The 22,713-nt window shown below is 45.0% G+C and carries 28 protein-coding genes and 1 pseudogene; 22 read left to right on the top strand and 7 right to left on the bottom strand.

All coding sequences use genetic code 11. The features are described from left to right. Positions 1 to 9: 9 nt before the first annotated feature. Genes lipB through CBI31_RS05815 form a run of 3 tightly spaced genes read left to right on the top strand, consistent with a single transcriptional unit; the run spans position 10 to position 2,234 of the window. A complete protein-coding gene (lipB, locus tag CBI31_RS05825) occupies positions 10 to 663 on the top strand; it encodes a lipoyl(octanoyl) transferase LipB (RefSeq protein ID WP_088525456.1) in 654 nt (217 codons plus the stop codon). After that, positions 650 to 1,660, top strand: coding sequence for a lipoyl synthase (gene lipA, locus CBI31_RS05820; RefSeq protein ID WP_088525455.1), 1,011 nt, complete (start codon positions 650 to 652; stop codon positions 1,658 to 1,660). The genes lipB and lipA overlap by 14 nt, the downstream gene beginning before the upstream one ends. After that, on the top strand, positions 1,623 to 2,234 hold the full coding sequence (locus CBI31_RS05815) for a hypothetical protein (protein WP_240553762.1): 612 nt from the start codon (positions 1,623 to 1,625) through the stop codon (positions 2,232 to 2,234). The genes lipA and CBI31_RS05815 overlap by 38 nt, the downstream gene beginning before the upstream one ends. A gap of 3 nt (positions 2,235 to 2,237) precedes the next feature. On the opposite strand, the gene CBI31_RS05810 is transcribed toward CBI31_RS05815, so the two are convergent. Continuing rightward, positions 2,238 to 2,495: an accessory factor UbiK family protein gene (locus CBI31_RS05810; protein WP_088525453.1), complete on the bottom strand. Its 258-nt coding sequence runs from the start codon at positions 2,493 to 2,495 to the stop codon at positions 2,238 to 2,240. A gap of 262 nt (positions 2,496 to 2,757) precedes the next feature. On the opposite strand from CBI31_RS05810, the gene CBI31_RS05805 reads away from it, so the two are divergent. From CBI31_RS05805 to ptsP, 8 genes and pseudogenes are all read left to right on the top strand, one after another. Beyond that, positions 2,758 to 3,678, top strand: a complete 921-nt coding sequence (locus CBI31_RS05805; RefSeq protein WP_088525452.1) for a TorF family putative porin — start codon at positions 2,758 to 2,760, stop codon at positions 3,676 to 3,678. A 25-nt stretch (positions 3,679 to 3,703) separates the two neighbouring features. After that, positions 3,704 to 4,042 (top strand): P-II family nitrogen regulator, encoded by a 339-nt coding sequence (locus CBI31_RS05800; protein ID WP_088525451.1) that lies wholly within the window; start codon positions 3,704 to 3,706, stop codon positions 4,040 to 4,042. Positions 4,043 to 4,055: 13 nt separating this feature from the next. Next, entirely contained in the window at positions 4,056 to 5,543 is a 1,488-nt protein-coding gene (locus CBI31_RS05795; RefSeq protein ID WP_088525450.1) for an ammonium transporter, read from the top strand. A 105-nt stretch (positions 5,544 to 5,648) separates the two neighbouring features. Next, on the top strand, positions 5,649 to 6,947 hold the full coding sequence (gshA, locus tag CBI31_RS05790; protein WP_088525449.1) for a glutamate--cysteine ligase: 1,299 nt from the start codon (positions 5,649 to 5,651) through the stop codon (positions 6,945 to 6,947). A gap of 15 nt (positions 6,948 to 6,962) precedes the next feature. Continuing rightward, positions 6,963 to 7,905: pseudogene (gene gshB / locus CBI31_RS05785) on the top strand (glutathione synthase). A gap of 1 nt (position 7,906) precedes the next feature. Further along, entirely contained in the window at positions 7,907 to 8,329 is a 423-nt protein-coding gene (locus tag CBI31_RS05780; RefSeq protein WP_088525448.1) for a PTS sugar transporter subunit IIA, read from the top strand. A 19-nt stretch (positions 8,330 to 8,348) separates the two neighbouring features. Beyond that, positions 8,349 to 8,618 carry an HPr family phosphocarrier protein gene (locus tag CBI31_RS05775; RefSeq protein WP_088525447.1) on the top strand — a complete coding sequence of 90 codons (270 nt, stop codon included), beginning with the start codon at positions 8,349 to 8,351 and terminating at the stop codon, positions 8,616 to 8,618. 2 nt (positions 8,619 to 8,620) lie between these two features. Continuing rightward, the gene (gene ptsP / locus CBI31_RS05770) at positions 8,621 to 10,375 is read left to right on the top strand and encodes a phosphoenolpyruvate--protein phosphotransferase (RefSeq protein ID WP_088525446.1); all 1,755 of its coding nucleotides are present in this window, start codon (positions 8,621 to 8,623) and stop codon (positions 10,373 to 10,375) included. Here the strand turns inward: ptsP and CBI31_RS05765 are convergent. The 3 genes from CBI31_RS05765 to gpmA are packed head-to-tail and all read right to left on the bottom strand — an operon-like array spanning position 10,372 to position 13,277. Beyond that, entirely contained in the window at positions 10,372 to 11,124 is a 753-nt protein-coding gene (locus CBI31_RS05765) for a HesA/MoeB/ThiF family protein (protein ID WP_088525445.1), read from the bottom strand. The genes ptsP and CBI31_RS05765 overlap by 4 nt on opposite strands. 15 nt (positions 11,125 to 11,139) lie before the next feature. Then, positions 11,140 to 12,573, bottom strand: coding sequence for a S41 family peptidase (locus CBI31_RS05760; protein ID WP_088525444.1), 1,434 nt, complete (start codon positions 12,571 to 12,573; stop codon positions 11,140 to 11,142). A 14-nt stretch (positions 12,574 to 12,587) separates the two neighbouring features. Beyond that, positions 12,588 to 13,277, bottom strand: coding sequence for a 2,3-diphosphoglycerate-dependent phosphoglycerate mutase (gpmA, locus tag CBI31_RS05755; RefSeq protein WP_088525443.1), 690 nt, complete (start codon positions 13,275 to 13,277; stop codon positions 12,588 to 12,590). Positions 13,278 to 13,299: 22 nt separating this feature from the next. Between gpmA and CBI31_RS05750 the strand changes: the two genes are divergently transcribed. Genes CBI31_RS05750 through CBI31_RS05735 form a run of 4 tightly spaced genes read left to right on the top strand, consistent with a single transcriptional unit; the run spans position 13,300 to position 15,571 of the window. Then, the gene (locus CBI31_RS05750; protein WP_088525442.1) at positions 13,300 to 13,716 is read left to right on the top strand and encodes a rhodanese-like domain-containing protein; all 417 of its coding nucleotides are present in this window, start codon (positions 13,300 to 13,302) and stop codon (positions 13,714 to 13,716) included. A gap of 4 nt (positions 13,717 to 13,720) precedes the next feature. Then, positions 13,721 to 13,975, top strand: a complete 255-nt coding sequence (gene grxC, locus CBI31_RS05745) for a glutaredoxin 3 (protein ID WP_088525441.1) — start codon at positions 13,721 to 13,723, stop codon at positions 13,973 to 13,975. A gap of 27 nt (positions 13,976 to 14,002) precedes the next feature. Continuing rightward, positions 14,003 to 14,524, top strand: coding sequence for a protein-export chaperone SecB (gene secB / locus CBI31_RS05740; protein ID WP_088525440.1), 522 nt, complete (start codon positions 14,003 to 14,005; stop codon positions 14,522 to 14,524). A 24-nt stretch (positions 14,525 to 14,548) separates the two neighbouring features. Then, positions 14,549 to 15,571 (top strand): NAD(P)H-dependent glycerol-3-phosphate dehydrogenase, encoded by a 1,023-nt coding sequence (locus tag CBI31_RS05735; RefSeq protein ID WP_088525439.1) that lies wholly within the window; start codon positions 14,549 to 14,551, stop codon positions 15,569 to 15,571. A 24-nt stretch (positions 15,572 to 15,595) separates the two neighbouring features. Here CBI31_RS05735 and trmL read toward each other — a convergent pair whose 3' ends face one another. Then, positions 15,596 to 16,066, bottom strand: a complete 471-nt coding sequence (trmL, locus tag CBI31_RS05730; protein WP_088525438.1) for a tRNA (uridine(34)/cytosine(34)/5-carboxymethylaminomethyluridine(34)-2'-O)-methyltransferase TrmL — start codon at positions 16,064 to 16,066, stop codon at positions 15,596 to 15,598. Further along, positions 16,059 to 16,808, bottom strand: coding sequence for a ComF family protein (locus CBI31_RS05725; RefSeq protein ID WP_088525437.1), 750 nt, complete (start codon positions 16,806 to 16,808; stop codon positions 16,059 to 16,061). The genes trmL and CBI31_RS05725 overlap by 8 nt, the downstream gene beginning before the upstream one ends. A gap of 23 nt (positions 16,809 to 16,831) precedes the next feature. Between CBI31_RS05725 and CBI31_RS05720 the strand changes: the two genes are divergently transcribed. From CBI31_RS05720 to CBI31_RS05695, 7 genes are all read left to right on the top strand, one after another. Beyond that, the gene (locus CBI31_RS05720; RefSeq protein ID WP_240553760.1) at positions 16,832 to 17,617 is read left to right on the top strand and encodes a class I SAM-dependent methyltransferase; all 786 of its coding nucleotides are present in this window, start codon (positions 16,832 to 16,834) and stop codon (positions 17,615 to 17,617) included. 193 nt (positions 17,618 to 17,810) lie between these two features. Continuing rightward, positions 17,811 to 18,968: a cytochrome c oxidase subunit II gene (coxB, locus tag CBI31_RS05715; protein ID WP_088525436.1), complete on the top strand. Its 1,158-nt coding sequence runs from the start codon at positions 17,811 to 17,813 to the stop codon at positions 18,966 to 18,968. Between the two features lie 40 nt (positions 18,969 to 19,008). Further along, complete coding sequence (ctaD, locus tag CBI31_RS05710) at positions 19,009 to 20,628, top strand: cytochrome c oxidase subunit I (RefSeq protein WP_088525435.1); 1,620 nt, start codon at positions 19,009 to 19,011, stop codon at positions 20,626 to 20,628. Then, complete coding sequence (locus CBI31_RS10585) at positions 20,597 to 20,743, top strand: cytochrome oxidase small assembly protein (protein ID WP_338047332.1); 147 nt, start codon at positions 20,597 to 20,599, stop codon at positions 20,741 to 20,743. Before ctaD ends, CBI31_RS10585 begins: the two co-directional genes overlap by 32 nt. Positions 20,744 to 20,757: 14 nt before the next feature. Further along, positions 20,758 to 21,342, top strand: coding sequence for a cytochrome c oxidase assembly protein (locus CBI31_RS05705; protein WP_088525434.1), 585 nt, complete (start codon positions 20,758 to 20,760; stop codon positions 21,340 to 21,342). Beyond that, the gene (locus CBI31_RS05700) at positions 21,339 to 21,533 is read left to right on the top strand and encodes a DUF2970 domain-containing protein (RefSeq protein WP_088525433.1); all 195 of its coding nucleotides are present in this window, start codon (positions 21,339 to 21,341) and stop codon (positions 21,531 to 21,533) included. Before CBI31_RS05705 ends, CBI31_RS05700 begins: the two co-directional genes overlap by 4 nt. A 29-nt stretch (positions 21,534 to 21,562) precedes the next feature. Next, complete coding sequence (locus CBI31_RS05695; protein WP_088525432.1) at positions 21,563 to 22,417, top strand: cytochrome c oxidase subunit 3; 855 nt, start codon at positions 21,563 to 21,565, stop codon at positions 22,415 to 22,417. A gap of 68 nt (positions 22,418 to 22,485) precedes the next feature. Here the strand turns inward: CBI31_RS05695 and CBI31_RS05690 are convergent, their stop codons facing one another. Beyond that, positions 22,486 to 22,698, bottom strand: a complete 213-nt coding sequence (locus CBI31_RS05690; RefSeq protein ID WP_088525431.1) for a twin transmembrane helix small protein — start codon at positions 22,696 to 22,698, stop codon at positions 22,486 to 22,488. Positions 22,699 to 22,713 lie beyond the last annotated feature (15 nt).

Below are 22,713 nucleotides of genomic sequence, written 5' to 3'. Positions count from 1 at the left end.
TTTATTGTCATGTCTGCTTTAGTAAAGCATCTTGGTTTAGTAGATTGCGTCTCTACCTATGAAGCGATGCGACTATTTACTCAAGAGCGAGATAGCACAACACCTGATGAGATATGGGTTTTAGAGCATCCTCCCGTGTTTACTTTGGGGCTTGCGGGCGATGCTAGTAATTTACATTCGCCTAGCAATCAAATTCCGCTAGTGCAAGTTGATCGTGGTGGTGAGATTACTTATCACGGGCCTGGTCAAATCGTGATCTATCTTTTGCTTGATCTCAAACGCCTAGGCATTTTTGTAAAAGAATTGGTCTCTCGCATTGAGCAAGCCCTCATCGATACTTTGTTAGATTTTGGAATTAAGGCAGAAAGACATCCAGGAGCACCCGGTATTTACGTTTCAGAGCAGCCTGGGGTATCAGCAGAGTGGTTTGGAGCAAAGGTGGCTGCTCTGGGCCTTAAGGTCTCTAAAAGCTGCTCCTATCATGGTCTAGCGCTGAATGTGGCAACTGATCTGGAGGCTTTTGGACGTATCCACCCTTGCGGCTATGAGGGCTTAAAGACAGTGGATATGCAAACTCTTGGGATCAAGGACAATGGAGACACTATTAGCCAAAGACTTTTAGAGCATTTACATAAGCAACTAATGTCTCATGACCACCAATAAGACCGATACCAAGACGACGATAGAGCTTCGTCAAGACCTTAGCTACGACGCAACTCGTAAACAAAAGTCGAGCGAGAAGACTGCGCGCATTCCCATCAAGATTATTCCGCTAACAGAGGTTCTGAAAAAGCCGGACTGGATTCGGGTAAAGGCCGCCTCTGGAAATTCTCGCTTTAACGAGATCAAAAAGATCCTCCGAGAAAATGAACTCGTCACTGTTTGTGAAGAGGCAAGTTGCCCCAATATTGGCGAGTGTTTTGGTAAAGGTACCGCTACCTTCATGATCATGGGGGATAAGTGCACTCGCCGCTGCCCCTTCTGTGACGTAGGCCACGGTAGACCGGACCCACTTGATCAAAAAGAGCCAGCCAACTTGGCGCGCACCATTGCTGCACTGAAATTAAATTATGTAGTGATCACTAGCGTGGATCGTGATGACTTGCGCGACGGTGGTGCAATGCATTACGTCGATTGCATTTCTCAATCGCGTACCCTTTCACCAAGCACTCGGATTGAGGTCCTGGTCCCTGACTTCCGTGGGCGCCTAGACAAAGCCTTAGATATTTTTGCTGAGCATGCGCCCAATGGTTTGCCAGACGTAATGAACCATAATTTAGAAACTGTACCGCGTCTGTATAAAGAGGCCAGACCAGGCGCTGATTATCTACACTCCCTAAAGCTTTTGAAAGACTTCAAAGAGCGCTTTCCTCATATTCCGACCAAGAGTGGTTTGATGGTCGGCCTTGGCGAAACAGACGAAGAAATTCTAGAAGTAATGCGTGATATGCGTGAACACGATATCGACATGCTCACCATTGGTCAGTACCTTGCCCCATCAGGCCATCATCTCCCAGTGAGGCGCTATGTACATCCTGATGTTTTCAAGATGTTCGAGGAAAAGGCATACGCTATGGGCTTCTCCCATGCCGCAGTCGGTGCAATGGTGCGCTCTAGCTACCATGCTGACCAACAAGCCCATGGAGCAGGTATTGTTTAGAGCCAGCAAGGCTTGTGTATTGCTAGCGGGAGCGATTCTTCTAATAGCCTGTAGCCCCAAGTTAGATTGGCGCACAGTGCAATCACCCCAAGAGAGATATACCGCTTTATTTCCAGGTAAGCCTGATAAATTAGAGCGCCGCATTCCTTATCAGGAACAAGAGTTTCTACAAACGCTCGAGGCAGTAAAAATCGATGATGATATTTACTCTATTAGCTCGATACAAGTGCCATCTAATCAAGCGGTGGCAACAGAGAAAATTATTACCCAGCTAAAAAATAATTTACTTGAGAGAGCAAAGGCTTCAGGCGGGATGGTAGTTGAAGAGGCGGCAAGTTACCAGACGAGTAATCGTCAGAAGCTAGCAACCACAGATTTCTTCATCGTCTTGAAGCTAAATGCCAAAGAGCAACAACAAATGCGAGTGCGCTGGATCACGCGGCAAGCGAGCAATGGAGATGCATGGATTTATCAGATATCGGTATTGCATACAAACACAAATACTGACGATGCAAAAACATTACTATCTAAAGAAGAATACGCCAGCTTCTTTAATGAGTTTTATCCAGAGTAAAACCTACGAAGTTTTTTCTAAAGCAGTAACTTTTGCTTCAAGTACTTCTAACTTTTCTCTAGTCTTAGCAAGAACTTTAGCTTGCAGCTCGAACTCTTCGCGAGTAACCAAATCCATTTTCTGAAAACCTTGGTTCATCATTGCACGTACATTTTTTTCAATCTCTTGCGCTGGTGAATTCCGAATAGCGTCGCCCACCTTGTTTTGCATATCACTGGCGATACGTTGAATTTGTTCGAGGATTTCGCCTGGCTTTTGCATGATGGGGTTCGCAGTTCTATGAAAAGTTGCATAAAAGACACAAATTGATATTTTATGTTGGGCGGAGAAAAAGGGGCAAAAAGGCTAAAAACAGCCTGAAAAGCTCAAAATTCACGCACATGGTGCAATATTAAGCACCAAAAGAGTGCAAGTGCCTTATTTGGGGGATTTGCGACAAATCCATGAATGCCCAACCCATCAATATCGCTTCATGCATTAAGCATTCACCCCATTTTTTATTACAACCAGTAAGGAGTAACACATGAAAACTTTGCAAAAATCAGCGATCGCGCTAGCAGCATCAAGCTTGTTGGCTACTGCCGCTTTTGCACAAACAGCCCCTGCAGCAGAGGCTCCAGAAGCTAGCCCGATTACCGCTAACGTAACCGTAGTCAACGACTATCGTTACCGCGGTATCAGCCAGTCAAACTTCAAGCCAGCGATTCAAGGTGGCTTTGACTACGCTCACGAAAGTGGTGTCTACATTGGTAACTGGAACAGCTCGATTAGCTGGATTGGTGATTCTTATGGTCTGAGTGGCGGCAATTCCGGAAAGGGTAACACCTACGGCAACGTCAGTGCGCCAATCGAAATGGATTTTTATGCTGGTATTAAGAAAGAGTTGATTGGAGAAGGTTTTGCATCAGACCTAGGTGTTTTGCAGTACTACTACCCAACTTCGGGTATTCCGAATAGTAATGGTGCCTATGCCAATCCAAACACAACAGAGATCTATGTAGCGCAGAACTTTACATTCGGTCCTGTAACTGGTTTTGCTAAGTTTTCTTATGCTGTTACACCATTATTTGGAAACATCAACTCAACTGGCTCTTACTATCCAGATCTGACAATGAACTATGACACTGGTTTTTGGGGTTTAGCTCTTAATGGCCACGTAGGTTATCAATACGTCGCTGGCAGCCAGTTAAAAGGTACAACCAACTGGCAGGGAACTCAGTATCAGTCAGGAAGTTCAACAGGCGCTATTAGCAATAGCACCCTATATTCATATACCGACTGGAAGTTGGGTGTGACTAAAGACTTTGGCGGTGGTTTATCCGCTTCAGCGGCTTATGTAGGTACAACCGCTGCAACAGTTAAGGGTTCATATGCCTATTCAAGCCCAAATGGAAGCAACCTCGGAAAGTCTGGCGCTGTTGTATCTCTTACCAAAACTTTCTAATTTCCACCTCTGAACGGAGAAACACATGAAATTAATTACCGCAATCATCAAGCCCTTCAAGCTTGACGAAGTGCGCGAAGCTCTCTCGGAAGTGGGAGTTTCGGGCATTACCGTCACTGAAGTTAAAGGCTTTGGCCGTCAAAAAGGACACACTGAGTTGTATCGCGGTGCTGAGTATGTAGTCGACTTTTTGCCGAAGGTAAAAATTGAAGCTGCTGTTGAAGATGGCATTTTGGAGCGTGCGATTGAAGCAATTGAAAAATCTGCACGTACAGGCAAGATTGGTGATGGCAAGATTTTTGTCACCTCAGTTGAGCACGTCATTCGTATTCGCACCGGTGAAACCGGTGCGTCAGCACTTTAAAGAGAGGTTCAAAATGTTAACTTGGATGAAACGACTCGTTGCTGGCGGTGCTATGGCCTTGGCCATTGGCGCTACCGGTGTAATGGTTAGCTCGCCAGCGTATGCTGCTGACGAAGCTAAAAAGCCAGCAGTAACTGCTCCAGCTGCAACTCCTGCTGCTGCAGAACCTGCGCCCGTTCTTTGCTCTGAAAAGTGTAATAAAGCGGATACCGTTTGGATGATGGTATGTACAGCATTAGTGCTGTTAATGACACTTCCTGGTTTGGCTTTGTTCTATGGTGGCTTAACGCGTAGCAAAAATATTCTGTCGATTTGCATGCAGTGTTTTATGGTCTTCTCCTTGATTACTGTGCTCTGGGCAATCTACGGCTATAGCTTTGCGTTCACCGAAGGTAGTCCATTTATTGGCGGACTTGATCGCTTGTTCTTGGGCGGTATGACTCCAGATTCAGTAGCAGCAACCTTTAGTAAAGGTATTGTGATCCCTGAATTTGTCTTCATGGCTTTCCAAGCAGTGTTCGCCACTATTACTTGCTGCTTGATCATTGGTTCCTTTGCAGAGCGCGCTAAGTTTTCTGCAATCTTGATATTCATGATCATTTGGTTCACATTTAGCTATTTGCCAATCGCTCACATGGTTTGGTTCTGGCCTGGTCCTGACGATATCAAAGATGCTGCATCCCTTGAGGCTATTACTGCTCGTGCTGGCTGGTTATGGCAAAAAGGTGTGCTCGACTTTGCTGGCGGTACCGTTGTTCACATCAATGCTGCAATCGCTGGCTTGGTGGGTTCCTACGTTATCGGCAAGCGTGTTGGCTACGGGAAAGAGGCAATGAAGCCACATAACTTAGTTTATGTAATGACTGGTGCTGCACTCTTGTGGTTCGGTTGGTTTGGTTTCAATGCTGGTTCAGCACTCGAAGCAAACGGTAGCGCAGCATTGGCTTTTGTAAATACTTATTTAGCAACTGCTGCTGCTGTATTGAGCTGGTCTGTTGCTGAGTGGGTTCTCAAAGGTAAGCCATCTATGTTGGGCGCTGCCTCTGGTTGCGTAGCTGGCTTAGTTGCTATTACTCCAGCCGCTGGTTTTGCTGGCCCAATGGGTTCCATCGCAATTGGTTTGTTTGCTGGTGTCGCTTGCCTCTGGGGTGTTACAGGTCTCAAGAAGATGTTAGGCTCTGATGACAGCTTAGATGTATTTGGTGTTCACGGTGTTGGTGGTATTTCCGGTGCTTTATTGACTGGCGTATTCGCTGATCCTGCATTGGGCGGCTCCGGTATCTGGGACTACGTAGCAAATGCTGTTGCCCCTGATTACTCCATTGCTAGCCAATTATGGATTCAGGCTCAAGGCGTGATTACTACCCTGATTTGGTCAGGCGTGGTCTCTTACATTGCATTCAAATTGATTGATATGGCGATTGGTTTGCGTGTGAAGGAAGAAGAAGAGCGCGAAGGCTTAGATATCAGCTCACATGGTGAGGCTGCCTACGAGTCTTAATCTGTAGATTTACCCCTCACTGGGCAGCTTTCATATGCCGCCTAGTTTTTAAGCGCGGGATCCTAGGATCCCGCGTCTTTCTTTTAATAATCTTACAATGGTGGAATGATTCCACATCTCATCACTGCCTTAAGCGGTCCTTTGCTCGAATTAGAGTCAAAGGTTCTTGAAGCGACCCCAACCATCGAGCGTTGGTTCAGGCTGGAATGGCAAGAACATACCCCGCCGTTCTATTGCTCGGTTGATTTACGTAACTCAGGCTTTAAGCTGGCCCCGGTTGATACCAATCTTTTCCCCGGCGGTTTTAATAATCTTTCTCCGCAGATGCTGCCTTTGGCAGTACAGGCCGCGATGGCTGCAATTGAGAAGATTTGTCCAGAAGCTAAAAATTTATTATTAATTCCAGAGCGTCACACGCGCAATACTTTCTATTTGCAAAATATTGCGCGTCTTTCATCTATCTTGCGTCAAGCTGGTCTGAATGTTCGCTTGGGTACTTTTTCAGAAGAAATTAAAAAACCGACTTGGATTGAGTTGCCAGATGGCAATCGTCTATTGATGGAGCCCCTCTCTCGTTTGGGTTTGAAAAAGCAACGTTTGGGTTTGAAAGATTTTGATCCATGCTCCATTCTCTTGAATAATGATTTATCTGCTGGCATTCCACCAATTCTAGAAAACTTGCACGAGCAATATCTATTGCCCGGCTTGCATGCTGGTTGGCATATCCGTCGTAAGTCGAATCACTTCGCAGCTTATGAAGAGGTAGCTAAGAAGTTTGCTAAGGTGGTGGATATCGATCCTTGGATGATTAATCCTTACTTTACAAGTTGCTCTAATGTAAATTTTCATGAGCGCAAAGGTGAGGAAGAGCTACAGACTGCAGTAGAGCAAATCCTCAAAAAGACAGCTAAAAAATATCGTGAATATGGCATTAAAGACAAGCCATATGTTGTTGTAAAGGCAGACGCTGGTACCTATGGAATGGGCATTATGGTAGTCAATGATCCCTCCCAGCTCAAGGACTTGAACCGTAAAGACCGTAACAAGATGAGTGTGGTTAAAGAGGGTTTAGCGGTCAGCGATGTATTGATTCAAGAGGGCGTATATACCTTTGAGAAGGTCAACGAGGCAGTAGCAGAGCCAGTGGTATACATGATTGATCGTTATGTGATTGGCGGCTTCTATCGTGTTCATACGGATCGTGGTCCCGATGAAAATCTCAATGCACCTGGCATGCATTTTGTACCGCTCGCTTTTGAACAGAACTCAATGCCCGATATGAGTGCCAAGCCAGGTAGTGCTGCCCCAAATCGTTTCTACTTATATGGAGTAGTTGCGCGCTTAGCATTGTTGGCGGCTTCATTAGAGCTTGAGCGCACCGATCCTGATGCTGAAGCGGATTGATTAATCCGGAAGAATATGGACTTTCTATTTATTGCCGATCCTCTCGAATCTTTTAAAGTAAAAAAAAGATTCTACTTTGGCAATAATGCGTGTCGCTCAAGAAGCAGGCCATCATTTATGGTTTTGTCAGAGCCGTAATATTTTGTGGAGAGATGATCTCGTTGTTGCAGATTGTCAAACCCTTGTAATTAAGCCTAGCTCTACTTCTTGGTTTGAACTTGGTTCAATCGAGTCACGTTCCCTGAAGTCATTTTCTGTAGTATTCATGCGTACTGATCCACCATTTGATATTGAGTATCTCAACACCACTTGGTTGTTATCTGCTGCAGTTCGTCAGGGTGCAAAAGTATTGAATGATCCTGCCGCCGTTCGTGATCATTCAGAAAAACTCTCGATTACTGAGTTTGCAGAGCTGATTCCACCAACGCTAGTTACACGTGAGCTCAGTGCAGTTGAAAAGTTTCATCAAACACATCGCGATATCGTTATTAAGCCTTTAGATGGTATGGGCGGAATGGGCGTTTTTCGGGTTGGGTCAGATGGCTTAAATTTAGCCAGTATTGTTGAAACGCTTGGTGAAAATGGCGCTAGAACCCTGATGGTCCAACGCTTTTTGCCAGAAATAGCGCAAGGCGATAAACGAGTTTTACTGATTGGCGGTGAGGTGGTGCCTTTTAGTTTGGCACGCATTCCCCAGGGTAATGAGATTCGCGGGAATTTAGCGGCTGGGGGTAAAGGTGTGGCAATGCCATTGACTGAAGTTGAGAGGAAGATTGCAGAAAGACTTGCACCTGTTCTCAATCAGCGTGGTTTATTCTTGGTTGGACTCGACTTAATTGGTGGCTACCTTACCGAAATTAATGTTACTAGCCCCACTTGCTTTGTTGAAATTACTGAACAAAGTAGGTTTGATGTTTCACAGTTTTTCTTAAAAGCACTAGAGAAGGAATTGTCATAACATGGTTGGAATTGTCATTGTTGCTCATACACCTGTTGCTAGCGCAATGCTGGGATTTGCTGAACATACCTATGGCGCTTCGCCAGAGCGTGTGAGAGCGGTGGATATCCCTCCCTATGAGGATATTAAGGCTAGTTTTGATCGAGTCATGAAAGCAGCCTATGATGTAAATACTGGTAACGGCGTTCTTATTTTGACGGATGTGATGGGCGCAACACCAGCTAATGTAGCCTCTAAGTTAGAAGCCCTTGGCCCTTTATCGGGATTAAGTGCGCCAGTTGTTGTGCTTGCAGGGCTAAATCTCCCCATGCTGATGCGTTGCATTACGCATCGCGGAGAGAACTTGGAAGATCTGGCTCAAAAAGCTCTTGCTGGCGGTCAAAACGGAATCTTACGGCTTGGTGCAAAAGTTGCAGAACAATAATTGAGGAGTTCTATACGCAATGCCAGTAGCTGAAATTGAGATCATCAATAAATTAGGTTTACATGCCCGGGCCTCTGCCAAGCTTTCTCAATTGGCCGCCCAATTTCCATGTGAAATACTGTTGTCACGCAATGGGCGGCAAATCAATGCTAAGAGCATTATGGGAGTCATGATGTTGGCAGCTGGTATTGGTAGCACGGTAACGCTCGAGACTGTTGGTGATCAAGCTGATGAAGCGATGCAAGCTTTGACAGAATTAATTAATAACCGCTTTGGTGAAGGCGAGTAAGCATGACTTTTGCGTTACACGGAATTCCGGTATCCAAAGGCATTGCCATCGGCAAGGCGGTACTGATTTCGCGCGCAGCACTAGAGGTTAGTCATTATCTAGTTGAGCCTGGAAAGGAAGAGGCTGAGGGGCAGAAATTATTAGATGCTTTTGAGCAAGTTCGCCAAGAGCTCAATCAACTTCGCAAAGGCTTACCCAAAGATGCACCCCAAGAGATGGCTGCTTTCTTGGATGTTCATGGGATGATCCTTGCTGATCCTGCTTTAACTGAAAAGCCAATAAAATTAATTCGTTCACAACGTATGAATGCTGCCTGGGCTTTGACAACTGAATTAAATGACTTGTTAGAGCAGTTTGCGGATATTGAAGACCCTTATTTAAAAGAGCGCGCTAGCGATATTCGACAAGTAGCTGAGCGGGTCGTGAAAGCTTTAAATGCTCAGAAAAAGGATTCACTTGATAGTGCTGACATCATGTCGTCTGGTGATCTTGGTGTTGATTCTATTATCGTGGCTCACGATATTGCGCCCCACGATATGTTGCGCTTCAAGGACTCTGCTTTTACGGGATTTGTAACAGACCTCGGTGGTAAGACATCTCATACTGCTATTGTGGCGCGCAGTATGGAGATTCCTGCTGTGGTGGGGGTCCGTCATGCCAGCGAAATGATTCGTCATGGTGATTGGCTGGTCTTAGATGGTGAACAAGGCGTCGTAGTCGTTGCTCCAGACGAGAATCTCCTTGAGGAATACCGCAAGCTACAAACTCTGGATTTAAAAGAGACTCGTAAGCTAAAGCAGCTCAAACATAGTAAAACTGAAACAGCTGATCGCGTTGCAATTGAGTTGTTTGCCAATATTGAATTACCCGAAGATGCGGTTCAGGCCTTGAAATTGGGCGCTGTAGGGGTTGGTTTATTCCGCTCTGAGTTTCTATTTATGGATCGTAAGCAGGCACTGCCAGACGAAGAGCAACAATTTTCAGAGTACCGCCGTGTGGTGGATTTGATGCATGGATTGCCAGTCAACATTAGAACAATTGACGTGGGTGCTGATAAAGCATTGGGCGCTGGCGGCAGCGACGTCTCTCAAACTGGTGTATCACCATTGGGCTTACGGGCGATACGCTGGTCTTTAACAGAACCAGAAATATTTTTAACTCAGTTGCGAGCAATTTTACGGGCTTCCGCATACGGCCAGGCTCGTATCATGATTCCGATGTTGGCTCATGCCAAAGAAATAGATGAAACCTTCCGCCTAATTGAAAAAGCGAAGCAGCAGTTGCATCAACGTGGTCAGGCATTTAATCCCAATATTCAAGTGGGTGCCATGATTGAAATCCCAGCTGCCGCTCTTGTCTTGCCGCTGTTTATCAATCGCTTTGATTTTTTATCAATTGGTACGAACGATTTAATTCAGTACACCTTAGCAATTGATCGCGCGGATCATGCCGTGGCTCACTTATATGATCCACTGCATCCAGCAATTTTGCATTTGCTTGCAAATATTATTGAGCAAGCTAAACGCGCCAATATTCCAATTGCAGTATGTGGCGAAATGGCTGGCGATCCTTCCCTAACCAGGTTATTACTTGGTATGGGGTTGACTGATTTCTCAATGCACTTTAGCCAGCTGTTGTTGGTCAAGCGCGAGATATTAAAGGCGAATGTAGGCTTATTAAAGTCCCGGGTCCCCAGAGTCCTAAAGGCTTATGAGCCCGACGAGCAAGCTAAAGCCCTAGAGCGTTTAATGGCTTAATGCGCTTTGCCGCAAACCGAACACTCGGGATTGCGAGAGATTTTGAATTCATTTATCTGGGTGGTGCGAGCATTCCAAAGCATCATACGGCCTACTAAGGCTTCCCCAAAACCAATCAGTACTTGTATCGCTTGTGCCGCTTGCATGGCGCCAATAATGCCCACCAGTGGTGAAAAGATTCCCATCAAAGAGCAGCTAACTTCTTCAAAATTTTCATCGGGAGAGAAGATACAGGCGTAACAAGGCGAGGTAGGATTGCATGGGTCAAAAACGCTGATCTGACCATCAAAGCGGAGTGCTGAGCCAGAAACTAATGGAACCTGATGCTTCACGCAGCTCGCATTAATTAAATGGCGGCTTGTAAAGTTATCGGTGCAATCTAAAACAATATCAACGCTAGGAAGTAACTCATCTAGAAGTGCTGTTGTTGCTTTACCCTCAACAGTTTCAATCTGAATACCCGCATTGAGCTGTGATAAAAATTGCTTTCCAGAGCTGACCTTGCTCTTACCAATACTTTTCTCGCTGTGCATGATTTGGCGCTGTAGATTGGTCAGCTCAACTTGGTCGTGGTCCATCAGCGTAATGTGGCCAATACCAGCAGCAGTGAGGTAGGGGGCTGCTGCACTTCCCAGGCCGCCAGCACCAATAACTAGGACGTGAGAGCTTAAGAGCTTTTCTTGGCCTGCAACATCAATTTCTTCAAGGAGTAAGTGCCTTGAGTAGCGAAGTAACTGCTCATCATTCATGTGCAGACCAGTAAATTACTCAAGCTTAGATGAAGAGCGCTTCACCGGCTGACCATTAATGAATGCAAGTGCCTGTGACAGCATGAAGTCATCTGCGCTACCAAGCTCAGGCGGCTTCTTATTCTTATCCTTTTCTTTTTCTTCAGGAGTTTTCTTTGCATTCTTTTCTTCAATGCGTTGTAACTCTTCCAGGCGACGCTTCTCCCGATCTTTAATGAGCTTATCTTCCGCTGATTGTTTATTACGCAGATGTTTTTCACTATCGATTTCACGGGTGATCAATACATCGTCTGGATCGCCATCTTTATTTTGATCAACCGGGATATCAGGTTTAACGCCAAATGCCTGAATCGATTTTCCGCTCGGCGTGTAGTAATAAGCGGTGGTGATCTTTAGTGCAGAATCATTTGTCAGTGGGCGTACGGTTTGTACGGAACCTTTACCAAAGGTCGTCTTACCAATAATAGTTGCGCGTTTATAGTCTTGTAGGGCACCCGCAACAATCTCAGAAGCAGAAGCCGAATAGGCATTGACCAACACAACCATTGGTAATTTTTTGAAAATCTCTGGTACACCTGCCAATGGGTCGCCAGGCTCGCTGAGGCGGTACATCGCTGGTGTGGCATTAAATACTTGTTTAGAATCCGGTGCCTGGCCTTTGGTAGAAACTACCACTACATCGGCTGGCAAGAAGGCCGCAGCAACGCCAACTGCGCCTTGCAGGAGGCCGCCGCCATTGTTTCGTAGATCAAGAATGATGCCCTTGAGCTTTGGGTTTTGATTGGCAAGGTCCGTTAACTTTTTAGCAAGATCAGGAACAGTACGTTCTTGAAAGCTAGTTACCCGAACCCATGCGATATCGTTATCGAGAATCTTTGCTTTAACAGATTGCACTTTAATTTCTGCGCGAGTGATGGTGACTGGAAAGCTCCGCTCTTCACTCTTGCGATATACGGTTAGTGTGATTTTAGTGCCAGGCGTACCGCGCATGGTGCGGACTGCTTTATCAAGTGACATGCCGCGAACTGGCTTATCGTCTAAGCGAGTAATTAAATCACCTGCTTGTAACCCAGCACGTGCAGCAGGACTATCTTCAATTGGATTTAGAACCTTAACAACACCATCCTCGGAGGTAATCTCAATTCCAAGGCCGGCAAATTTTCCTGAGGTTGCTTCTTGCATTTCAGAAAAATCTTTTTTGTCGAGAAAGGTTGAATGTGGATCAAGGCTGCTGACCATGCCTTTGACAGCATCGGTTAAGAGTTGCTTATCTTCAATCGGTTCAACGTATTCACGCTTGATTTGTGCAAAGACATTTGAGAGCGTACGTAGTTCATCGAGCGGTAGCTGAACACCTTGCTGGGCGGTTGCTGACAGTTGAATGGTTGCTGCTATACCAGCAATCAAACCAACTGAGATGAGAGCAAAATTCTTTAGAAATTGGCGCATATTTCTTTTTAATCCTAGTTCAGATAAAAGTGTTGAATGGGTTTGAGATTGTCATCAAGCTCATACACAAGGGGTACGCCATTAGGAACATTCACTTCCATAATGGCTTCGTCAGACATTTGATCTAAGTATTTAATGAGAGAGCGAATGCTATTACCATGCGCGACTATCAGTACGCGTTTACCAGCTTTAAGCGCTGGCGCAATGGATTCATTCCACAAAGGAATTACGCGCTCGACATTATCTTTGAGGCACTCGCCCAAAGGAATATCAGCAGCATTCAATTTTGAATAGCGTTGATCATTTTTAGGATTGAGCTCATTGCTAAGTTCTAGTAATGGAGGGCGCACATCATATGAGCGACGCCAGATATGGACTTGTTCGTCACCATACTTAGCAGCAGTTTCTGCTTTGTTAAGACCGGTGAGGGCACCGTAATGCCGCTCATTTAATCGCCAGCTATGGACTACGGGCAGCCACATTAAATCCATAGCGTCTTGAATGTGCCAAAGTGTACGAATAGCGCGTCTTAAAACTGAGGTGTAGGCCACGTCAAATTCATAGCCTGCTTTTTTGAGGCCTTCGCCAGCGGACATGGCTTGTTCGGCACCTTTTGGGGTTAAGTCAACGTCTGCCCAGCCAGTGAAGCGGTTTTCAAGGTTCCAGGTGGATTCACCATGACGAATAAGGACAAGTTGTTTCATAGAGCCATTCTATAATCCGGTGATGAACTTTCTCACTCAAATTGATAATTTAGCGCTGATTGCCCTCCTGTTGGTTTCGGGCGCTGCGCTTTTCCTACCTACATTATCTACGCTTATTGGCGGAAAAGGCTTGTCGCCTACTGAGGCCACTATTTGGATTAATCGTCGCAAGGCCCATGTTTTGGATCTGCGCCCTGAAGCGGCTTATAAAGCGGGTCGATTACCGGGGGCTAAATTGATTAACCCAGCTGATATTTCAGCAGCGATTGAGAAACTGAAATTAGACCGTAAGCATCCAGTGGTACTCGTATGCGAAACCGGTGCCCACTCTCGCAAGGCGATTAATGAGGTTAAAAAACTCGGTTTTGAGGAAATTGGAACCCTAGATGGTGGCGTTCAAGCCTGGAAACAAGCTGCTCTTCCATTAGTGAAGCAATAGATCTATGCCTCAAGTTCTCATGTATAGCACCCAAGTTTGTCCATATTGCGTAATGGCTGAAAAACTATTGCTCAAAAAAGGGGTCGGCAATTTAGAAAAGATTTTGATTGATCGTGATCCGGCACAGCGTGAGCTGATGATGACACGTACAGGGCGTCGTACGGTTCCCCAAATTTATATTGGTGAGACCCACGTTGGTGGGTACGATGATCTCGTGGCTTTAGATCGCGCAGGCAAGCTCGATCCTTTATTGGTTTAATGTATTTATTCGTCAAGAAAGATAGCAATGACTGAACAATCTTCCGCACCTCAAGCAGAGGCTGATAACTCAAAAGAGCCTCGATTTGCAATTCAGCGCATTTATCTTAAGGATTTGTCCTTAGAGCAGCCCAATGCACCACAGATTTTGTCTGTCGCTGCTGAGCCTCAAGTACAAGTAGAGATTGATATTGGGGTTACTCCATTAAGTGATGATATTTTTGAGGTAGCCCTTATTTCTACTGTGACTGCAAAAGTGGATTCAAAAGTTTTGTTTTTAGTTGAAGCTAAGCAAGCGGGTATTTTTGAATTCAGCAATATTCCACCGCAACAAATTGATCCAATGTTGGGTATCGCTTGTCCAACTATTTTGTATCCATATCTTCGTTCAAATATTGCCGACATTATTAGTCGCGCAGGCTTCCAGCCGATTCATCTAAATGAAATCAATTTCCAAGGTATGTATGAGCACCGCCTCATGCAAGCTCAACAGGCAGCTGGCGAAGAAAGCGAAGCTACTGATGAGAGCAAAATAATTCTTCCTCATTAGACCTAAACAGCGAGCACACAGATCATGAAAGTGACCCTGATTGGTGCTGGAGCCTGGGGAACAGCGATGGCTGCACAAGCAGCGCGGTACCTCAAGGATGGGGATGTGTGTTTATGGTCTCGCAGCAAAGACCAATTAGCAGATATTGAGAAGAGCGGTGAGAACCGCTCGTACTTGCCTGGTATTGAGATACCCAAAAATATTGCATTAGAAAATAACTTCTTAGTCGCAATTAAAAGACTTTCTGTCAATGATTTATTGGTAATTGCAACACCAATGTCTGCACTCTCAGAAACAATTGCTCAGGTATTAAAAATTGCAGAGCACCCTTTAAATATCATTTGGCTTTGCAAGGGTTTGGAGCCGGCTACGGCGCTCCTGCCACATCAAGTGGTTGAACGTGAAGATCAATTGCATAGCCATGGTATTTCACATTCTTATGGCGCATTATCTGGCCCTAGTTTTGCATCTGAGGTAGGCTCTGGAATGCCTTGTGCATTAACAATTGCCAGTACTTCTGCAAATTTATGTGCGGTAGCTCAAGCCGCTTTTCATCATGGCAATATGCGGATTTATTCAAGCGACGATTTGATTGGTGTGGAGCTAGGCGGCGCCATTAAAAACGTTTTGGCAATTGCAGCTGGCATCGGTGACGGTTTAGATTTGGGTTTAAATGCTCGTGCTGCAGTCCTTACAAGGGGCTTGGCTGAGATGATGCGTTTAGTAAAGGCAGCAGGCGGAAGATCAGAAACCTGTATGGGTCTCACAGGTGTTGGCGACTTAATATTGACGGCAACCGGAGACCTTTCTCGTAACCGACGAGTTGGCCTTGAGCTTGCTGCAGGCAAGTCCTTGGCTGAAATCTTGACTGGCTTGGGTCATGTTGCCGAAGGCGTGCTTTGTGCCGCTGCAGTTGGAGACTTGGCAAAACGCTTGGGCGTAGAGATGCCAATTACTGCGATGATGGGCGAGGTGCTATCCGGAAGACTCTCGCCACAAGAGGCATTGAAAAAGTTAATGGGTCGTGACCCAAAAATAGAAACTTAGTACAGCTTAGTTTTAACTCAATTCTTACTTGCCGCCTACAAGACCATTTTGGCGCCAGGCTTCATATACCACAATCGCTACAGTGTTAGATAAGTTCAAGCTTCGGCTGCTATCTTGCATAGCCAAGCGCATGCGATTTTTTTCTAGAATGGTGTTGCGAACTTCCTCAGTAATCCCTTTGGTCTCAGAGCCAAAAACAAAGTAATCATTAGGACTGTATTTACCCTCATGAAACTTTCCGCTGCCTTTGGTTGTTAAAGCAAAAAGATGCTGGGAGTCTGGCTGCTCATCCTTTAGAAACTGCGCCCAATTGGCGTGAACCTTGACTTTTGCGAACTCGTGGTAGTCAAGCCCTGCTCTCCGCAGTTTGGCATCTTCCATAGGAAAGCCCAAAGGCTCAATCAAATGCAGCTTTGCTCCAGTGTTAGCGCAGAGCCGAATGATATTGCCCGTATTTGGCGGGATTTCTGGTTCGAATAAAACAATATTAAACATGCGGTACTTTTACTGTTCTGAGTAAAACCCAATTAGTGATGTGTGATGCACCATTGTCCTTCAGAACGCGGGCAATTTCATTAAGAGTAGCTCCACTAGTCATGACGTCATCAAAAACGATGATGCTTTGGCCTCGCAGAACTTCCATAAACTGATCGTTTATATAAAACATACCCGCAATTGCTAAATGCCGTGCAGCAAGCCTGCCTCCTGCCTGTTGAAATTCATGATGATGACGTCTTAGCGCGTAAGGCAATTTCTGAATGCTTGGATTGCAAGTCATTTTGCGTGCAATTTCCCAGCTTTGATTAAAGCCCCGCACAGATAATTTTTGAGTGCTTAGTGGTACAGGAAGAAGATAGTTTGCTCGGATATTTTTGAGTGGTATTGAAAAAAGATGATTCCATGTATTTGCAAGCCCATGCGCATAGGCCAAACGCTTTTGATATTTCAGTTGATGGAGCGCATTTTGTAGTGCTCCTTCATAGTGATCTAGGCAATAGGTCTCATCAAAATACGGGGGGTGAAGATGGCATTGTTCACAGCGCCGTTCTTTGAGCTCTCCGGCATTCAGAGTGATGCCACATTGATAGCAGCATTCATAATTGAATAGGCCATTAACATTTAAAGATTGCAAGCAGTGTGCACAAATAGAATGCTGTTGATAGCGTTCGCATGCGATACAAGCGCTTGGTAAAACTTGGCTATTAATGGATTGAAAAATCTTCTCTAGAAATCGCATGGGGCGCTGAGTATACTGAGCGAATGACCCACCCAATCAGATGGTTACAAGACGAAATTGCAGATCGTATGTTGCAAAAGCTTGCTATCGTCAAGCTTGATGTAAAAGATATATTAATCGTTCCAGACTTTCCGGGAAAACATTTTTCATTTTTTGCAAAACGCTATCCCCATGCCAATATTCATAGCCTTACAGAAGATGGCATTGCAAGATTTGAAATGTGGCGCTCAAAAGTAATATCGCATTGGCGCTCTTTATTTCGGGGAAATACAAATCCCTTAGCTCATTACCTGGCAAAAGGTAAATTTAATCTTCCTGACAATTCTGTTGATTTGGTATTGAGTAATCTCTTATTGCAGGACTTGGCCGATCCACGACATTTTTTGCGTGAGTGTTGGCGTGTCTTACGAGAGGGCGGCCTGATTACATTCAGTTATTTGGGGCCCGATACTGGAAAGGAGTTCCGTGCCCTTGAGCCCGGCCTCGTTAAATCAAAGAATTTATTAAGCCCTTGGGATATGCACGACATGGGGGATGCTCTTTTAGGAGAACGTTTTTCTGATCCTGTCATGGATATGGAATTTATTACCCTTGATTACCAATCCAATGCACTATTGCTTCTTGATCTTGAGGCGCTGAAATTACTTCAAATGTCAGATTCTAGAGTCCCTAACCAAGGTGTTTTGCCCCAAAAAATGACTTTAGAGGTGGTTTATGGGCACGCATGGGTCATTGGAAAGCAGCTCAGCAAGGCTCAGGATAATGTCGCCTATATCGATGCAAATCAAATTGGACGCAAGACTAGGTAATATCCTGCTTAAGTGTAAGTGCTTACTATCATTTTAAGCATTGTCAAGATTGAATGAGGCTAACTTATCTAGATTTGTTGTTGTGCACAATTAACCCTATAATCATCGCAGTACGTAATGGCTTAAAACCGCTTTTTTGAGCATTTGGTGGGGTATTTAAGCACTTTGCTCAAGACAATAAACAGAGAATAAGATGAATTTATTTGGAAAAGTCACTAGGGCTTCGCTCTATTTAGTAGCAGCCTTTGGTACTGCTTTTGCACAGGCAGCAGAAAATATGCCTGGCGGACCGGCTTTATATCAGCTGAACTTTCCAGCACCTGCCACCAAAATCATGCAAGAAATCCACTGGTTGCATTGGATGATGTTGGTGATCTGTGCAGTGATTTTCGTCGGCGTATTTGGGGTGATGTTTTATTCAATTTTGAAGCATCGCAAATCATTGGGTCACAAATCAGCCTCTTTCCATGAGAGCACAACAGTTGAGATTATTTGGACTGTCATTCCGCTCTTGATTGTCATTGGCATGGCATTACCCGCAACTAAAACAGTTGTGGCAATGAAAGATACAACGAATTCAGATATCACCATTAAAACTACTGGTTATCAGTGGAAATGGGGATATGACTACATCAAGGGTGAAGGTGAGGGCATTAGCTTCTTATCAACCCTGTCAACTTCGCGCGAAGCAATTAACAATCTCGCACCAAAATCAAATACGTATTTGATGGAAGTGGATAACGAAATGGTTGTCCCTGTTGGTAAGAAAATTCGTTTGATTACCACTGCTAATGATGTGATTCATGCTTGGACTATTCCAGCGTTTGGCGTAAAGCAAGATGCAATCCCAGGATTTGTACGTGATACCTGGTTTAGGGCTGAAACGATTGGCACATTCCGTGGCCAATGTTCTGAGTTGTGCGGAGCACAGCATGCCTTTATGCCTATTGTTGTGAGAGTCGTTTCACAAGAGGACTACACGGCTTGGGTTGCTGAAAAGAAAAAAGAAATGGGTGGCGCTGGCGAAGATCCATCTAAGGTTTACACCATGGACGAGCAGAAAGAGCGCGGTGCAAAAGTGTATGCAGCTAACTGCGCTGCTTGTCATCAGCCTAACGGCAAGGGTGCAGGCGCATTCCCAGCATTGGATGGCAGCAAAATGGTCTTAGGGCCAAAAGCAGGCCAATACAACATTCTCATTAACGGTAAGGGCGCAATGCCGAAGTGGGCTGGCGTAATTCCTGATGGTGATATCGCTGCAGTCATGACTTATACACGTAACGCATGGGGTAATAAGACGGGTGAAGTCATTCAGACCCAAGAAATTATTACCGCACGTGGCGGCAAGTAATCCATTCATTAATACAGATAAAACGAAACCGGAGTAATCCATGAGCACAGTCTCTACTACCATAGACCACGCACACGATCACGCGCATGATGATCACACGCCACATGGTTGGCGCCGTTGGTTGTTCGCAACCAACCACAAAGACATCGGTACGATGTATTTGATTTTCTCGTTTGTTAGCTTATTAGCTGGCGGCGTGATGGCTTTGGGAATTCGTCTGGAATTATTCCAACCAGGCTTGCAGTTCTTCCGCCCAGAATTCTTTAATCAATTAACTACCATGCATGGCTTGGTGATGGTTTTCGGTGCGATCATGCCAGCCTTCGTTGGTTTTGCTAACTGGATGGTGCCTTTACAAATCGGCGCATCCGACATGGCATTTGCTCGTATGAATAACTTTAGCTTCTGGATTTTGCCAGTGGCTGCAATCTTGTTATTTGGCTCATTCCTTGTACCTGGTGGCGCTCCATCAGGCGGCTGGACAATCTATGCTCCATTGAGTTTGCAGATGGGTCCCGGAATGGATATGGCAATTTTTGCTCTCCATTTATTAGGCGCCTCTTCTATCATGGGCTCGATCAATATCATCGTGACCATCTTGAACATGCGTGCTCCTGGCATGACTTTGATGAAGATGCCAATGTTCTGTTGGACTTGGTTAATTACTGCTTACCTGTTGATCGCTGTGATGCCTGTATTGGCTGGCGCAATCACCATGGTCTTAACCGACCGTCACTTTGGTACCTCATTCTTCTCTGCTGTCGGTGGCGGTGACCCAGTAATGTTCCAGCATATTTTCTGGTTCTTCGGTCATCCAGAGGTTTACATCATGATTCTTCCAGCATTTGGAATCGTCAGTGAAATCGTTCCCGTCTTCTCCAGAAAAACGTTGTTTGGTTACAGCTCTATGGTTTATGCAACATCGTCTATTGCGATCTTGTCATTTATCGTTTGGGCTCACCATATGTTTGCAACTGGTATGCCTGTAACTGGTCAGCTGTTTTTCATGTATGCAACGATGTTGATTGCTGTGCCAACTGGCGTCAAGATTTTCAACTGGGTTGCAACGATGTGGAAAGGTTCTCTGACCTTTGAAACCCCAATGTTGTGGGCGATCGGCTTTATTTTCGTGTTCACAATGGGTGGCTTTACTGGATTAATTTTAGCGATGGCCCCAATTGATATTGGCGTTCAAGATACTTACTATGTTGTAGCGCACTTTCACTATGTTTTGGTAGCAGGCTCATTGTTTGCTATGTTTGCTGGTTTTTACTACTGGTGTCCTAAGTGGACCGGCTATATGGCTAGTGAAGCTCGCGGCAAGATCCACTTCTGGTCTTCCATGATTTTCTTTAACTTGACCTTCTTCCCAATGCACTTCTTAGGCTTGGCTGGTATGCCGCGTCGTTATGCAGATTACCCAACCCAGTTTGCTGACTTCAATGCAATTGCATCGATTGGTGCCTTGGGCTTTGGCTTGTCACAAGTGTATTTCTTACTCTTCGTAGTGATGCCTGCTTATCGTGGCAAGGGCCAAAAAGCAGCAATGAATCCATGGGAAGGCGCTAAAGGCTTGGAGTGGACAATACCTTCACCAGCGCCACATCATACTTTTGAGACTCCGCCTAGTGCAGAGCAGATGCGTGAAGCAGGAATTTAATTCTTCAGCAAAACAAGCCCTAGTCGCGAGTAATCGTAGATTGGGGTTTGTGCTTCTGAGCATTGTTCTAGTCTTTTTTATTGGAATTGTGATTAAACGGAGTTGGATGGGTTAATCCCGTTCATTGCGATGGTTACTACTCAAACTTTAAATCGTCAGATTTTATTAAAGCTCTTAATCGCAGCAGTGATGATGTTTGGTTTTGGTTACGCCTTAGTTCCGATGTATAAGGCCTTGTGTGAGGTCACTGGAATTAATGTTGTCACTAGCAAGAATGATTACGGTGTACGAGCCTTTAGCCCTAATCGAGTTGGTAATACACAAGTGAACTATGCCCGTACGGTGACAATTGAATTTGATTCCAATAGCCGCGGGCCTTTTACTTTTAAGCCGGTGAAGAATTTTTTGGAAGTTCATCCTGGTGAAATGACTGAGATTGTGTATGAAGTGACAAACAATCTTGGCCGCACAGTACGGGCTCAAGCAATACCGAGTTATGCGCCTAAAAGTGCGACTGAGTTTTTTACTAAATTAGAGTGTTTTTGTTTTCAGGAACAAACGCTAGCAGTAAACGAAACTAAGAAGATGCCAGTAGTGTTTGTGATTGACGCAGGCTTGCCTGATGATGTGAAAACAATCACCTTGTCATATACCTTCTTTGAGTTGGGGTTGGGTGGTACGCCTCCGGCGCCTAAATCGAAGGTAGTGTTATGAAGAAAAAAAGTAGTTTTATGCAGTCTATGAAGGCCGTTATGTGGGGCTTTTTGGGGGTGCGTAAAAAGGCAGGTTTGCAAGAAGATGTAGCTTCACTAAGTTTTGTGCACATTATCATTGCGGGTGTTGTTGGTGCCTTGATTTTTATGGCCATCCTGCTGTTGATAGTGAAACTAGTTGTATCCCATTGATTATTTTTTGATTGAGTAGAAAGAATAAGATGTCATCCAATTCAACCCCATACTATTTTGTCCCAGCGCTATCTAGACATCCTGCTATGGCAGCAGTCGGCTTAATCGCCTTTGGCGCGGGTATGTCTGGCTGGGTAAATCAAACCTCTTGGGGCGGCGCTTTGAGTTTGATTGGTGTTGCATGGATTTTATTCGTGCTCTATAACTGGTTTGGCGATACGATTGCTGAGTCAAACTCTGGGAAGAATGGTGTCAACGTAGATGTTTCTTATCGTTGGTCGATGGCTTGGTTCATCTTCTCTGAGATTATGTTCTTTGCCGCTTTCTTTTCTGCATTGTTTTATGCGCGCAATATTGCGATGCCTTGGTTGGGCGATGTAGAAAGCAAATTACTCTGGCCTAACTTCGCAGCAGCTTGGCCTAATGATGGCCCTGCTGGCTTGGTAGAAAAATTTACCACCATGGGTCCATGGCCAATTCCAACTATCAACACTTTACTGTTGCTGAGCTCTGGTGTGACGATCACGATTTCGCATCATGCACTTGTTGAAAACCACATGAAGAAGGCAATCATTGCCTTGGCCGCAACGGTTGGTTTGGGCTTTATCTTCTTGGGCTTTCAGGTTTACGAGTACTACCATGCTTACCATGAGCTCAACTTAAAATTGACATCCGGCATTTACGGATCAACCTTTTTCATGTTGACTGGTTTCCATGGCTTCCATGTATTCCTTGGAGGTACGATGCTAGCGATTGTTTTGCGTCGCATGATTCGTGGCGACTTTACTTCTACGAATCATTTCGCATTTGAAGGTGCTGCTTGGTACTGGCACTTTGTGGACGTTGTCTGGCTCGGCCTTTATATCGCTGTGTACTGGATGTAAGTTGAATCAAAAATCGGGGCCTCAAGCCCCGATTGATTTTTAGGCGCTCTATTCTGATGAAGTAGGCTTTAGTTTGTGCCCACTTTAATGCCAGTAGCTTCAATTAGGCCAAAGTAATAGGCCAGGAGAATTCCAGCAAATAGCGTAATTGATAGCCCAATACGTAGCATGAGTGAGTACACCATTTTGGAGCTATTACCCCTACCTTTCATCATGTAATACAAGGCTGACCCTAAGCTAGCAACAATCATTAGTAGGACAATCGGAATAATCCACTTCATCTTAAATCCTTATAT

It is taken from the genome of Polynucleobacter campilacus (assembly GCF_002206625.1).
In the GTDB taxonomy this organism is placed as follows: Bacteria; Pseudomonadota; Gammaproteobacteria; order Burkholderiales; family Burkholderiaceae; genus Polynucleobacter; species Polynucleobacter campilacus.
This window is presented reverse-complemented; position numbering and strand designations above follow the sequence as displayed.

Coding starts and splice junctions, on each gene's coding strand:
- lipB (WP_088525456.1), top strand. CDS start 10: ATGTCTGCTTTAGTAAAGCATCTTGGTTTAGTAGATTGCGTCTCTACC.
- lipA (WP_088525455.1), top strand. CDS start 650: ATGACCACCAATAAGACCGATACCAAGACGACGATAGAGCTTCGTCAA.
- CBI31_RS05815 (WP_240553762.1), top strand. CDS start 1,623: ATGCTGACCAACAAGCCCATGGAGCAGGTATTGTTTAGAGCCAGCAAG.
- CBI31_RS05810 (WP_088525453.1), bottom strand. CDS start 2,495: ATGCAAAAGCCAGGCGAAATCCTCGAACAAATTCAACGTATCGCCAGT.
- CBI31_RS05805 (WP_088525452.1), top strand. CDS start 2,758: ATGAAAACTTTGCAAAAATCAGCGATCGCGCTAGCAGCATCAAGCTTG.
- CBI31_RS05800 (WP_088525451.1), top strand. CDS start 3,704: ATGAAATTAATTACCGCAATCATCAAGCCCTTCAAGCTTGACGAAGTG.
- CBI31_RS05795 (WP_088525450.1), top strand. CDS start 4,056: ATGTTAACTTGGATGAAACGACTCGTTGCTGGCGGTGCTATGGCCTTG.
- gshA (WP_088525449.1), top strand. CDS start 5,649: ATGATTCCACATCTCATCACTGCCTTAAGCGGTCCTTTGCTCGAATTA.
- CBI31_RS05780 (WP_088525448.1), top strand. CDS start 7,907: ATGGTTGGAATTGTCATTGTTGCTCATACACCTGTTGCTAGCGCAATG.
- CBI31_RS05775 (WP_088525447.1), top strand. CDS start 8,349: ATGCCAGTAGCTGAAATTGAGATCATCAATAAATTAGGTTTACATGCC.
- ptsP (WP_088525446.1), top strand. CDS start 8,621: ATGACTTTTGCGTTACACGGAATTCCGGTATCCAAAGGCATTGCCATC.
- CBI31_RS05765 (WP_088525445.1), bottom strand. CDS start 11,124: ATGAATGATGAGCAGTTACTTCGCTACTCAAGGCACTTACTCCTTGAA.
- CBI31_RS05760 (WP_088525444.1), bottom strand. CDS start 12,573: ATGCGCCAATTTCTAAAGAATTTTGCTCTCATCTCAGTTGGTTTGATT.
- gpmA (WP_088525443.1), bottom strand. CDS start 13,277: ATGAAACAACTTGTCCTTATTCGTCATGGTGAATCCACCTGGAACCTT.
- CBI31_RS05750 (WP_088525442.1), top strand. CDS start 13,300: ATGAACTTTCTCACTCAAATTGATAATTTAGCGCTGATTGCCCTCCTG.
- grxC (WP_088525441.1), top strand. CDS start 13,721: ATGCCTCAAGTTCTCATGTATAGCACCCAAGTTTGTCCATATTGCGTA.
- secB (WP_088525440.1), top strand. CDS start 14,003: ATGACTGAACAATCTTCCGCACCTCAAGCAGAGGCTGATAACTCAAAA.
- CBI31_RS05735 (WP_088525439.1), top strand. CDS start 14,549: ATGAAAGTGACCCTGATTGGTGCTGGAGCCTGGGGAACAGCGATGGCT.
- trmL (WP_088525438.1), bottom strand. CDS start 16,066: ATGTTTAATATTGTTTTATTCGAACCAGAAATCCCGCCAAATACGGGC.
- CBI31_RS05725 (WP_088525437.1), bottom strand. CDS start 16,808: ATGCGATTTCTAGAGAAGATTTTTCAATCCATTAATAGCCAAGTTTTA.
- CBI31_RS05720 (WP_240553760.1), top strand. CDS start 16,832: ATGACCCACCCAATCAGATGGTTACAAGACGAAATTGCAGATCGTATG.
- coxB (WP_088525436.1), top strand. CDS start 17,811: ATGAATTTATTTGGAAAAGTCACTAGGGCTTCGCTCTATTTAGTAGCA.
- ctaD (WP_088525435.1), top strand. CDS start 19,009: ATGAGCACAGTCTCTACTACCATAGACCACGCACACGATCACGCGCAT.
- CBI31_RS05705 (WP_088525434.1), top strand. CDS start 20,758: ATGGTTACTACTCAAACTTTAAATCGTCAGATTTTATTAAAGCTCTTA.
- CBI31_RS05700 (WP_088525433.1), top strand. CDS start 21,339: ATGAAGAAAAAAAGTAGTTTTATGCAGTCTATGAAGGCCGTTATGTGG.
- CBI31_RS05695 (WP_088525432.1), top strand. CDS start 21,563: ATGTCATCCAATTCAACCCCATACTATTTTGTCCCAGCGCTATCTAGA.
- CBI31_RS05690 (WP_088525431.1), bottom strand. CDS start 22,698: ATGAAGTGGATTATTCCGATTGTCCTACTAATGATTGTTGCTAGCTTA.